The organism is Streptomyces sp. NPDC002602 (assembly GCF_042889445.1).
Lineage (GTDB): Bacteria > Actinomycetota > Actinomycetes > Streptomycetales > Streptomycetaceae > Streptomyces.
The window spans coordinates 654,528-667,402 of the sequence record NZ_JBIAQX010000003.1 but is presented as its reverse complement, the minus strand read 5'-3'; the positions used below and the strand labels follow the sequence as shown (position 1 = coordinate 667,402).

Sequence of the window (12,875 nt, the reverse complement as noted above, 5' to 3'; positions counted from 1 at the left end):
TGGCCGAAGGATCCGCTGAATGCGGACGTCCTGCGCAGGTGTTCGTGGAAAGTTCCCGAAGTCATTCGGTTGAGCTACGCCCCGTGCGCTTGCGCCGGGGCGTTCTTGTTGTTCAGCCCCTTCTGAGCGGTCCTCATCACCCGGAAGGAGGCCGAAGCGCTATGCCGACGCCCAACAAGGCTGCCGCGGTAGCCGAGCTCAAGGACGCGTTCCAGAGCTCGAACGCCGCCGTGCTGACCGAGTACCGGGGTCTCACCGTGGCGCAGCTCAAGACGCTGCGTCGTTCGCTCGGTGAGAACGCCCAGTACGCCGTGGTGAAGAACACGCTGACCAAGATTGCGGCCAACCAGGCCGGGATCACCGCGCTGGACGAGCACTTCGCTGGTCCGACCGCGGTCGCCTTCATCACCGGTGACCCGGTGGAGTCGGCGAAGAGCCTGCGTGACTTCGCCAAGGACAACCCGAACCTCATCATCAAGGCGGGTGTCCTTGATGGTAAGGCGCTCACCGCCGATGAGATCAAGAAGCTTGCGGACCTCGAGTCCCGCGAGGTTCTGCTCAGCAAGCTGGCCGGCGCGTTCAAGGGCAAGCAGTCTCAGGCTGCCTCGCTCTTCCAGGCGCTGCCGTCGAAGTTCGTCCGCACCGCGGAAGCGCTTCGCGTCAAGCTCGCCGAGCAGGGCGGTGCCGAGTAATTCGGCTCGCGCACTGATCCACGCCGCCTAGTGCGTGGGTCGTAGCGGGCCGTTACGCCCGCCTCTATATACATCCGGCACCTGCCGAATTAGTGGAAGGATCGCCCATCATGGCGAAGCTCTCTCAGGACGACCTCCTCGCCCAGTTCGAGGAGATGACCCTCATCGAGCTCTCCGAGTTCGTGAAGGCCTTCGAGGAGAAGTTCGACGTCACCGCCGCCGCGGCCGTCGCGGTTGCCGGCCCGGCCGGTGGCGGCGCCGCTGTCGAGGCCGTCGAGGAGCAGGACGAGTTCGACGTCATCCTCACCGGTGCCGGCGACAAGAAGATCCAGGTCATCAAGGTCGTGCGCGAGCTGACCTCCCTGGGTCTGAAGGAGGCCAAGGACCTCGTCGACGGCGCTCCGAAGCCGGTTCTCGAGAAGGTCGCCAAGGAGGCCGCTGACAAGGCCGCCGAGTCCCTCAAGGCTGCCGGCGCGGCTGTCGAGGTCAAGTAACACCTCAGAGGCTCTCTGAAGCCTCTTCAAAGGGCGATCACCCGTAAGGGTGGTCGCCCTTTGGCGTACCCGGAGTGCCTGACTTGCCCTGGTCTCGTTGGGGAGTAGGGTGATCTTCGTTGCCTCGAAGCAGGGTCGGGAGATGATCCGCTCGGAGCAGGGGGCCTTGACGAACGGCCGGTGGCGCGCAATTCTCAGACCCGTCGTGAGATGGGTCGGCTCGCTCCGGTGATCCGAGGCGAGGATCGACGATCCGAGGCATGGATCGACTACGAAGAGGGCAGTACTGATACGCGCTCTGTGTGCGAGAGCGCCGCAGCGTTGGATGCAGGGTTGGTTTTTAAACGACACGGGGAAGGCCTGTTGCCGGTTTCCGGAAACCTGGTCTGGACATCAGTGAGCCGAGTGGCTACACTGACCCTTTGCGCTGCCTGTTAGCTGCCCCCTGCCCGTCGCCAGGGGCATGCCCACGCTTGAGCACACTTGATTGATCCGTCCTGACCTGGTCTTTCGGCCAAGTCGGGGGCTTCCGTCTTCTGTGTCGGCTGGGACCGGTACGCGCGTAGTGAGTCCGAGCCCTCGGAAGGACCCCCTCTTGGCCGCCTCGCGCAACGCCTCGACCAATACGAACAACGGTGCCAGCACCGCCCCGCTGCGCATCTCCTTTGCAAAGATCAAGGAGCCCCTCGAGGTTCCGAACCTCCTGGCGCTGCAGACCGAGAGCTTTGACTGGCTTCTCGGCAACGCCGCCTGGAAGTCCCGCGTCGAGTCGGCGCTTGAGAGTGGACAGGACGTCCCCACAAAGTCCGGTCTGGAAGAGATCTTCGAGGAGATCTCGCCGATCGAGGACTTCTCCGGGTCGATGTCGCTGACCTTCCGCGACCACCGTTTCGAGCCGGCGAAGAACTCTGTCGACGAGTGCAAGGAGCGCGACTTCACGTTCGCGGCTCCGCTGTTCGTCACTGCCGAGTTCACGAACAACGAGACCGGAGAGATCAAGTCTCAGACGGTCTTCATGGGCGATTTCCCGCTCATGACCAACAAGGGCACCTTCGTCATCAACGGCACCGAGCGTGTCGTCGTGTCGCAGCTTGTCCGTTCCCCTGGTGTCTACTTCGACTCCTCCATCGACAAGACGTCCGACAAGGACATCTTCTCCGCCAAGATCATCCCGTCCCGGGGTGCCTGGCTGGAGATGGAGGTCGACAAGCGCGACATGGTCGGTGTCCGCATCGACCGCAAGCGCAAGCAGTCCGTCACCGTCCTCCTGAAGGCTCTCGGCTGGACCACCGAGCAGATCCTCGAGGAGTTCGGCGAGTACGAGTCCATGCGCGCCACCCTGGAGAAGGACCACACCCAGGGCCAGGACGACGCGCTGCTCGACATCTACCGCAAGCTGCGTCCGGGCGAACCGCCGACCCGCGAGGCCGCTCAGACGCTGCTCGAGAACCTCTACTTCAACCCGAAGCGCTACGACCTCGCCAAGGTCGGCCGCTACAAGGTGAACAAGAAGCTCGGCGCGGACGAGCCGCTCGACGCCGGTGTGCTGACCACCGACGACGTCATCGCGACCATCAAGTACCTGGTCAAGCTGCACGCCGGTGAGACCGAGACGACCGGCGAGTCCGGCCGCTCGATCGTCGTCGAGACCGACGACATCGACCACTTCGGCAACCGTCGTCTGCGCAACGTCGGCGAGCTCATCCAGAACCAGGTCCGCACGGGTCTGGCTCGTATGGAGCGCGTCGTCCGCGAGCGCATGACGACTCAGGACGTCGAGGCGATCACGCCGCAGACCCTGATCAACATCCGGCCGGTCGTCGCCTCCATCAAGGAGTTCTTCGGCACCAGCCAGCTGTCGCAGTTCATGGACCAGAACAACCCGCTGTCGGGTCTCACCCACAAGCGCCGTCTGTCGGCGCTCGGTCCGGGTGGTCTCTCGCGTGAGCGGGCCGGCTTCGAGGTCCGTGACGTGCACCCGTCGCACTACGGCCGCATGTGCCCGATCGAGACCCCTGAAGGCCCGAACATCGGTCTGATCGGCTCGCTCGCGTCCTACGGTCGCGTCAACGCGTTCGGCTTCGTCGAGACCCCGTACCGCAAGGTCATCGACGGTGTCGTCACGGACGACGTGGACTACCTGACCGCGGACGAGGAAGACCGCTTCGTGATCGCCCAGGCCAACGCCGGCCTGAACGACGAGATGCGCTTCACCGAGAACCGCGTGCTGGTCCGCCGTCGTGGTGGCGAGATCGACTACATCGCCGGCGACGACGTCGACTACATGGACGTCTCCCCGCGCCAGATGGTGTCCGTCGCGACCGCGATGATCCCCTTCCTGGAGCACGACGACGCCAACCGTGCCCTCATGGGCGCGAACATGATGCGCCAGGCCGTTCCGCTCATCAAGGCGGAGGCGCCGCTCGTCGGCACCGGCATGGAGTACCGCTGCGCCGTCGACGCCGGTGACTCGATTCGTGCGGAGAAGGACGGTGTCGTCCAGGAGGTCTCGGCCGACTACATCACCGTCGCCAACGACGACGGCACGTACACCACGTACCGCGTCGCGAAGTTCTCCCGCTCGAACCAGGGCACCTCGGTCAACCAGAAGGTCATCGTCAACGAGGGTGACCGCATCATCGAGGCGCAGGTCCTCGCCGACGGTCCCGCGACCGAAGAGGGCGAAATGGCCCTCGGCAAGAACCTGCTCGTCGCGTTCATGCCCTGGGAAGGTCACAACTACGAGGACGCGATCATCCTGTCGCAGCGCCTCGTACAGGACGACGTCCTCTCCTCGATCCACATCGAGGAGCACGAGGTCGACGCCCGTGACACCAAGCTGGGCCCCGAGGAGATCACCCGGGACATCCCGAACGTCTCCGAGGAGGTCCTCGCGGACCTCGACGAGCGCGGCATCATCCGCATCGGTGCGGACGTCGTCGCCGGCGACATCCTGGTCGGCAAGGTCACGCCCAAGGGTGAGACCGAGCTGACCCCGGAGGAGCGTCTGCTCCGCGCGATCTTCGGTGAGAAGGCCCGCGAGGTGCGTGACACCTCGCTCAAGGTTCCTCACGGTGAGATCGGCAAGGTCATCGGTGTCCGCGTCTTCGACCGCGAGGAGGGCGACGAGCTTCCTCCGGGCGTGAACCAGCTGGTCCGCGTCTACGTCGCCCAGAAGCGCAAGATCACCGACGGTGACAAGCTCGCCGGCCGCCACGGCAACAAGGGTGTCATCTCCAAGATCCTTCCGATCGAGGACATGCCCTTCCTTGAGGACGGCACGCCGGTCGACATCATCCTGAACCCCCTGGGTGTCCCGTCCCGAATGAACCCGGGACAGGTCCTGGAGATCCACCTCGGCTGGCTCGCCAGCCGCGGCTGGGACGTCTCCGGTCTCGCCGAGGACTGGGCCGAGCGACTGAAGGTCATCGGTGCCGACCGCGTCGAGCCCGGTACCAACGTCGCCACCCCGGTGTTCGACGGTGCCCGTGAGGACGAGCTTGCCGGCCTCTTCGAGCACACCATCCCGAACCGCGACGGTGACCGTCTGGTCCTCCCGTCCGGCAAGGCGCGTCTGTTCGACGGCCGCTCCGGCGAGCCGTTCCCGGACCCGGTTTCCATCGGGTACATGTACATCCTCAAGCTCCACCACCTGGTCGACGACAAGCTCCACGCTCGGTCGACCGGTCCGTACTCGATGATCACGCAGCAGCCGCTGGGTGGTAAGGCGCAGTTCGGTGGCCAGCGCTTCGGTGAGATGGAGGTGTGGGCGCTCGAGGCTTATGGCGCCGCTTACGCCCTCCAGGAGCTGCTGACCATCAAGTCCGATGACGTCACCGGCCGCGTGAAGGTCTACGAGGCCATCGTCAAGGGCGAGAACATCCCCGAGCCGGGCATTCCCGAGTCCTTCAAGGTGCTCATCAAGGAAATGCAGTCGCTCTGCCTCAACGTGGAGGTGCTGTCCTCGGACGGCATGTCCATCGAGATGCGCGACACCGACGAGGACGTCTTCCGCGCGGCGGAGGAGCTCGGTATCGACCTGTCCCGGCGCGAGCCGAGCAGCGTCGAAGAGGTCTGACGGGCCTGACGGGGGGCTCGCTCAAGAGCCCCCCGTCATCCCCGGGACCGTTCAGACCATGATTGAGACTCGACCCCGAAAGAGGGATTGACGCACAGTGCTCGACGTCAACTTCTTCGACGAGCTGCGGATCGGCCTTGCCACCGCGGACGACATCCGAACCTGGTCGCACGGCGAGGTCAAGAAGCCGGAGACCATCAACTACCGCACGCTCAAGCCCGAGAAGGACGGACTCTTCTGCGAGAAGATCTTCGGTCCGACCCGGGACTGGGAGTGCTACTGCGGCAAGTACAAGCGTGTCCGCTTCAAGGGCATCATCTGCGAGCGCTGCGGCGTCGAGGTCACGCGCGCCAAGGTGCGCCGTGAGCGGATGGGCCACATCGAGCTTGCCGCTCCCGTCACCCACATCTGGTACTTCAAGGGCGTCCCGTCGCGCCTCGGATACCTGCTGGACCTCGCGCCGAAGGACCTCGAGAAGGTCATCTACTTCGCCGCGTACATGATCACGTTCGTCGACGACGAGCGTCGCACCCGCGACCTCCCGTCGCTGGAGGCGCACGTCTCCGTCGAGCGCCAGCAGATCGAGAACCGCCGTGACGCGGACCTCGAAGGCCGTGCCAAGAAGCTCGAGACCGACCTGGCCGAGCTCGAGGCCGAGGGCGCGAAGGCCGACGTACGCCGCAAGGTGCGCGAAGGTGCCGAGCGCGAGATGAAGCAGCTCCGTGACCGCGCCCAGCGCGAGATCGACCGCCTCGACGAGGTGTGGGCCCGCTTCAAGAACCTCAAGGTCCAGGACCTGGAGGGCGACGAGCTCCTCTACCGCGAGCTGCGTGACCGCTTCGGCACGTACTTCGACGGTTGCATGGGCGCCGCGGCGCTGCAGAAGCGCCTGGAGTCCTTCGACCTGGAGGAGGAGGCCGAGCGCCTCCGCGAGATCATCCGTACCGGCAAGGGCCAGAAGAAGACCCGTGCGCTCAAGCGCCTCAAGGTCGTCTCCGCGTTCCTGCAGACCAGCAACAAGCCCAAGGGCATGGTTCTGGACTGCGTGCCGGTGATCCCGCCGGACCTGCGTCCGATGGTGCAGCTGGACGGTGGCCGCTTCGCGACCTCCGACCTGAACGACCTGTACCGCCGCGTGATCAACCGCAACAACCGCCTGAAGCGCCTTCTCGACCTCGGTGCCCCCGAGATCATCGTCAACAACGAGAAGCGCATGCTCCAGGAGGCCGTGGACGCCCTCTTCGACAACGGTCGTCGTGGTCGCCCGGTCACCGGTCCCGGCAACCGCCCCCTGAAGTCCCTGAGCGACATGCTCAAGGGCAAGCAGGGTCGATTCCGTCAGAACCTCCTCGGCAAGCGCGTGGACTACTCCGCGCGTTCCGTGATCGTCGTCGGTCCTCAGCTGAAGCTGCACCAGTGCGGTCTGCCGAAGGCCATGGCGCTGGAGCTCTTCAAGCCGTTCGTGATGAAGCGCCTGGTCGACCTGAACCACGCGCAGAACATCAAGTCGGCGAAGCGCATGGTCGAGCGCGGCCGCACGGTCGTCTACGACGTGCTCGAAGAGGTCATCGCCGAGCACCCGGTTCTGCTGAACCGTGCGCCCACGCTGCACCGCCTCGGCATCCAGGCCTTCGAGCCCCAGCTGGTCGAAGGCAAGGCCATCCAGATCCACCCGCTCGTCTGCACCGCGTTCAACGCGGACTTCGACGGTGACCAGATGGCCGTGCACCTGCCGCTGTCGGCGGAGGCGCAGGCCGAGGCCCGCATCCTGATGCTGTCCTCGAACAACATCCTGAAGCCGGCAGACGGTCGTCCCGTCACCATGCCGACCCAGGACATGGTGCTGGGTCTGTTCTTCCTCACCACCGACGGCGAGCTCCGTGACGTCAAGGGCGAGGGCCGCGCGTTCGGCTCCACGGCCGAGGCGACCATGGCGTTCGACAACGGCGAGCTGGCTCTCCAGTCGGCCGTCGACATCCGCTTCCCGGTGGGCACCATCCCGCCGCGCGGCTGGGTGGCGCCGGTCGCCGAGGAAGGCGAGCAGGAGTTCCAGCCGGGCGACAGCTTCCGTCTGAAGACGACCCTGGGTCGCGCGCTCTTCAACGAGCTGCTGCCCGAGGACTACCCGTTCGTCGACTACTCGGTGGGCAAGAAGCAGCTCTCCGAGATCGTCAACGACCTGGCGGAGCGCTACCCCAAGGTCATCGTGGCGGCGACGCTCGACAACCTGAAGGCGGCCGGCTTCCACTGGGCGACCCGTTCGGGCGTCACCGTGGCCATCTCCGACGTCGTCGTGCCCGAGGCCAAGAAGGCCATCGTCGCGGGCTACGAGGCGATGGACGAGAAGGTCCAGAAGCAGTACGAGCGCGGTCTGATCACCAAGGACGAGCGCACGCAGGAGCTCATCGCGATCTGGACCAAGGCGACCAACGAGGTTGCCGAGGCGATGAACGCGAACTTCCCCAAGACGAACCCCATCTTCATGATGGTTGACTCGGGTGCCCGAGGAAACATGATGCAGATGCGACAGATCGCCGGTATGCGTGGTCTGGTGTCGAACGCGAAGAACGAGACCATCCCGCGTCCGATCAAGGCGTCCTTCCGTGAGGGCCTCACCGTTCTGGAGTACTTCATCTCCACGCACGGTGCCCGTAAGGGTCTGGCGGACACCGCCCTGCGTACCGCCGACTCGGGTTACCTCACCCGTCGTCTGGTGGACGTCTCGCAGGACGTCATCATCCGCGAGGAGGACTGCGGCACCGAGCGCGGCCTCAAGCTCAAGATCGGTGTCAAGGACGAGGCCGGCGTTCTGCGCAAGGCCGACGACGTCGAGACCTCCATCTACGCCCGCATGCTGGCCGAGGACGTCGTCATCGACGGCAAGGTCATCGCGCCGGCCAACGTGGACCTCGGTGACGTGCTCATCGACGCCCTCATCGCGAACGGCGTCGAGGAGGTCAAGACCCGCTCGGTCCTGACCTGTGAGTCCGCGGTCGGCACCTGTGCCTTCTGCTACGGACGCTCGCTCGCCACCGGCAAGCTGGTCGACATCGGTGAGGCGGTCGGCATCATCGCCGCCCAGTCCATCGGTGAGCCCGGTACCCAGCTGACGATGCGTACCTTCCACACCGGTGGTGTGGCCGGTGACGACATCACGCAGGGTCTGCCGCGTGTCGTCGAGCTCTTCGAGGCCCGTACCCCGAAGGGTGTCGCCCCGATCTCCGAGGCCGCCGGTCGCGTGCGGATCGAGGAGACCGAGAAGACGAAGAAGATCGTCATCACGCCCGACGACGGCAGCGAGGAGACGGCGTTCCCGATCTCCAAGCGCGCCAAGGTCATCGTGCACGAGGGCGACCACGTCGAGGTGGGCCAGAAGCTCACCATGGGTGCCACCAACCCGCACGACGTGCTGCGCATCCTCGGTCAGCGCGCGGTCCAGGTCCACCTGGTCGGCGAAGTCCAGAAGGTCTACAACTCGCAGGGCGTGTCGATCCACGACAAGCACATCGAGATCATCATTCGGCAGATGCTCCGCCGCGTGACGATCATCGAGTCCGGCGACGCGGAGCTCCTGCCGGGCGAGCTGGTCGAGCGGTCGAAGTTCGAGACCGAGAACCGTCGTGTGGTCACCGAGGGCGGTCACCCCGCCTCCGGCCGTCCGCAGCTGATGGGTATCACCAAGGCCTCGCTCGCCACCGAGTCGTGGCTGTCGGCGGCGTCCTTCCAGGAGACGACCAGGGTTCTGACGGACGCGGCGATCAACGCCAAGTCCGACTCCCTGATCGGCCTCAAGGAGAACGTCATCATCGGTAAGCTCATCCCGGCCGGTACGGGTCTGTCCCGCTACCGCAACATCCGGGTCGAGCCCACCGAAGAGGCCAAGGCCGCGATGTACTCGGCCGTCGGCTACGACGACATCGACTACTCGCCCTTCGGCACCGGCTCCGGCCAGGCTGTCCCGCTGGAGGACTACGACTACGGCCCGTACAACGGCTGAGTCGGACCAGAGCAGTAACCGCAGGGCGGTCACCCGAGAGGGTGGCCGCCCTGCGGCGTTTCCACCGTGTGGCTCGGAGGTACCGCCGGAGGTGGTGCAGCCGGGTGCGGTGGTCGGGGTGGGTGGAGAGGACGCGCCCACGGCCCCGCACCGCTCCCTGCCTGGGCGCGGTGCGGGGTGGACAGACGAGCTCACGGTCGGCTGAAGAGCGGCTTCCAGCGGCTCTGGAACGCACGAATCGCCCTGCGCCGGCGCGTCAGGGGGTGGGCGTGGTGCGGCGCCGGCGCGTCAGGGGGTGGGCGTGGTGCGGCGCCGGCGGCGGTGGCCCGTGACCGTTACCGAGATCAGCGCCAGGAGGGCCAGGGCGGCGGCGGCGAGGCCGGGGGCGAGGCCCTTCGGGGTGAAGGTGCAGGAGACCTTGTCCGTGCCCGCGGGGAGGGGCAGGGAGACCAGGCCGTTGAAGTCGGCCGGGGGCGCGGCCGGTCCGGAGCCGGCCGAGCACTGCCAGCCCGGGACGGCGGTCATCGCGAACACGGCGGTGCCGGCGGCGCCCTTGGGGAGGGAGGCCTCGATGCCGTGGCCGCTCGCGGTGACCTTGGTGGCGCCAGTGGCGGTGAGCCGCTCGACGGCCGCGTCGAGCTTGGCGCGGTTCAGGCAGCCGATGGGGTGGGCACCGGCGTCGGCGTTCTTGGTCCGGGTGTTCACGGTGACGTCGAGGCGGCCGGAGGCGGGGACCTGGCCGAGGGGCAGGACGCCGCTCATGCGGTCTTCCAGGGGGAGCTTGACGCCGTCGGCGCGGAGCGTGCCGTTGAGGGCGGGGGAGTACCAGAAGGCCTCGGAGCCGGGCACGCACCGGGCCGTGTACGTCTGCTCGGTGGCGCTGCCGCCGCGGGTGACGTCGGGGACCTGGTGGACGGCGGCGCCCAGGACGTTCTCCTGGCGGGCGTAGACGCTGTCGGCCGGGGCGGGCGAGGTGAAGGGGCCCGTGCGCACGGTGACCAGGGGAGGGGCGGGGAACTTCGAGGCGTTCCAGCTGTTCTTCGAGTCGCCGGGCCGGACCCGGGCGCCGATCGAGAAGATCGCGTCCAGGACGGGGTTGTCGGCGCCGAAGAAGGTCCGGCCGTCGTTCTTGTAGCCGTAGCCGAGGGGCTCCAGGGCCTTGTAGGTGGCCTCCGGCAGGTAGCTGCTGTAGTACTGCGGACCCTCCGCCCGAAGGGACAGGGCGTCGTTGTACGAGGTCTGCGGCGTGCCCGAGTCCGTCCGGTACGCGGGCCATCCCTCCACGCCGCGGACGGCGTCGGCGTGGTTGCCGATCGATCGGTTCGAGGTGGCGGCCGGCTGCGCCCAGCGTTCGCGGGCCCGCCGGGTGTCGGCGTTGACCGCGGCGGCCGTGGACTCGGCGAAGACGACGCCGACCATCAGGACGGCGGCCACGGGGATCAGCACGCGGCGCTTCTCACCGAGGGCGAGCAGGACCAGGGCGAGCAGCGAGACCGCGCCGCCGCCGAGAACGGCCGGCCAGGTCGAGCCGCCGAAGTCGTCGGTGTCGCGGAGCACGAAGGTGGCCACGACCAGCAGGCCGGCGGCCAGGGCCACGTGCCGGGGGCGCGGCCTGTTGGCCAGCGCCAGCCATGCCACGGCCACCACCATGCCGCTGAAGACGAAGGCCTCGCGGTACGGATTGCCGTTCGGGATGGCCAGGCCGTGCCAGACGTACTGGGTCGGCGGGAACTGGAAGGACGCCACCACCAGCAGCGTCACCGCGGCCCACACCAGCCGGGTCTTCTTGGCGATCGCCGTGTTGAACACGAACGTCCCGGCCAGGATCAGTCCCAACGAGGCCACGTACAGTCGCGGCCGCCCGCCCCACAGGTGGGTGGCGGGCAGCATGCCCGCCAGGAACACGTCGATCCGTACCGGGTCGAACGCGGCGGCCTTGGTGGGCTGCGAGGCCCCGCTGGACAGGAACGACGGCAGGAGCAGCGGCAGGGTGAGCAGGATGCCCGTCGCGGCGGCGGTGGAGGCCCGCCACACGGCGCGCAGCCGCTGGGGACCCGTCATGTCACGGGTGAGGAGCCGGATCCCGAGCAGGACGCAGGCGGCGATGGTGGCCATCATCGCGGTGTAGAAGTTCCCGAACCAGGCGAGCGCGACGAACAGTGCCACGCCGGGCCAGCGCCGCCCCTCCAGGCACCATTCGACGGCGATGCCGAGCATCGGCAGCGCGACCAGGCCCCACAGCCACATCGGGATGTACGAGGCGTCGCTGAGCGCCCACCCGCACAGGCCGTACGTCGCTCCCAGCACGCCCCGCTGCCACCACGGGCCGGGCTGCAGCTTGCCGAGGTACACCGTCATCAGCGCGGCGGCGGTGCCCATGGTGATCGGGGTGATCGCGAAGACGGCCAGGTCCACGTGCTCCCGGGGGACCAGCACGGCCAGCCAGGAGAACGGGTTGCCGAGGTACGTGTGGTAGTCGGACAGGAACTGCTGGCCGAAGCCGCCGCGCCAGGTGAACAGCACGTCGCCGGCGGCCTGGCCGTGTACGAGGTCCCACAGCGCACGGTGGAAGGGCACGTACTGGTTGGCCTGGTCGTTGATGGCCCGGCCGGTGTTGCCGAAGGGGAAGGAACCGCGGGCGACCCACGCCGTGCAGAACGCGGCCGCGGTGACGAGGAAGGCGAGCAGCGGGCCGTACCAGCGGTGGAGCCGGCGCTTGGCGGCCGGCCTGCGCGGGTCGGGGGACGAGGTGTCCTGCGCTGTGGGCTCCGAGGCCACGGTCCCCAATGCACTGCTCCCTGCTGATCGACTGAGCCGGGCGACGTTTGTCCGGCTCGCCAGTCTAGGGCGGTGCACGGCGGCGTCCCGCGCCGCGGTGTGGGTGGAGGGGGCGTACCACATGCGCGCGGCTTCCGCACAGCCGTGCCGGCGGCGCAGGGCGTCGACGCCCCGAAACCCTTGGCGCGTCTGGCCTGCGGGTGTGCGGTCGAGGGCGGGTGAAAGTCGCTGCCGGGCTTTTGTTTTGACCGGAGTGCGCGCGGTAGGTACGCTCAGACCTTGTGCCTGGGGTGTGTCTGGGCTCCCGTGCGTGTCCATCAACCGCATAAGAGCCGAATCAGCCACCGCGATCCAAGCGTTTCCGTGCTTGCACGGAGGTCCGCCGGATCCGACACACCCGACCGCGTGGGTCGGCGAAGTTCCAGGTTAGTTTCACTACACGGCACACAGAAACCGGAGAAGTAGTGCCTACGATCCAGCAGCTGGTCCGGAAGGGCCGGCAGGACAAGGTCGAGAAGACCAAGACCCCCGCGCTTGAGGCTTCGCCCCAGCGCCGTGGCGTCTGCACGCGTGTGTTCACGACCACCCCGAAGAAGCCGAACTCGGCGCTCCGTAAGGTCGCGCGTGTGCGTCTGACCTCCGGCATCGAGGTCACGGCCTACATTCCGGGTGAGGGGCACAACCTGCAGGAGCACTCGATCGTGCTCGTGCGTGGTGGCCGTGTGAAGGACCTGCCGGGTGTTCGTTACAAGATCATCCGCGGTGCGCTTGACACCCAGGCTGTCAAGAACCGCAAGCAGGCCCGCAGCCGCTACGGCGCCAAGAAGGAGAAGTAA

Annotated in this window: 6 protein-coding genes; 5 read left to right on the top strand and 1 reads right to left on the bottom strand. The window is 67.1% G+C overall.

Annotation, left to right across the window (positions count from 1 at the left end; genetic code table 11):
* Nucleotides 1-161 precede the first annotated feature (161 nt).
* From rplJ to ACFYW3_RS12370, 4 genes are all read left to right on the top strand, one after another.
* On the top strand, nucleotides 162-692 hold the full coding sequence (gene rplJ / locus ACFYW3_RS12385) for a 50S ribosomal protein L10 (RefSeq protein WP_008739730.1): 531 nt from the start codon (nucleotides 162-164) through the stop codon (nucleotides 690-692).
* A 110-nt stretch (nucleotides 693-802) separates the two neighbouring features.
* Nucleotides 803-1,186, top strand: a complete 384-nt coding sequence (rplL, locus tag ACFYW3_RS12380; RefSeq protein ID WP_037792014.1) for a 50S ribosomal protein L7/L12 — start codon at nucleotides 803-805, stop codon at nucleotides 1,184-1,186.
* 595 nt (nucleotides 1,187-1,781) lie between these two features.
* Complete coding sequence (rpoB, locus tag ACFYW3_RS12375) at nucleotides 1,782-5,264, top strand: DNA-directed RNA polymerase subunit beta (protein WP_351385736.1); 3,483 nt, start codon at nucleotides 1,782-1,784, stop codon at nucleotides 5,262-5,264.
* A gap of 97 nt (nucleotides 5,265-5,361) precedes the next feature.
* Nucleotides 5,362-9,261, top strand: a complete 3,900-nt coding sequence (locus ACFYW3_RS12370) for a DNA-directed RNA polymerase subunit beta' (protein WP_053682628.1) — start codon at nucleotides 5,362-5,364, stop codon at nucleotides 9,259-9,261.
* 288 nt (nucleotides 9,262-9,549) lie between these two features.
* Here the strand turns inward: ACFYW3_RS12370 and ACFYW3_RS12365 are convergent, their stop codons facing one another.
* Nucleotides 9,550-12,039: a YfhO family protein gene (locus ACFYW3_RS12365; protein ID WP_389386192.1), complete on the bottom strand. Its 2,490-nt coding sequence runs from the start codon at nucleotides 12,037-12,039 to the stop codon at nucleotides 9,550-9,552.
* Between the two features lie 464 nt (nucleotides 12,040-12,503).
* Between ACFYW3_RS12365 and rpsL the strand changes: the two genes are divergently transcribed.
* Nucleotides 12,504-12,875, top strand: a complete 372-nt coding sequence (gene rpsL, locus ACFYW3_RS12360; RefSeq protein WP_007265893.1) for a 30S ribosomal protein S12 — start codon at nucleotides 12,504-12,506, stop codon at nucleotides 12,873-12,875.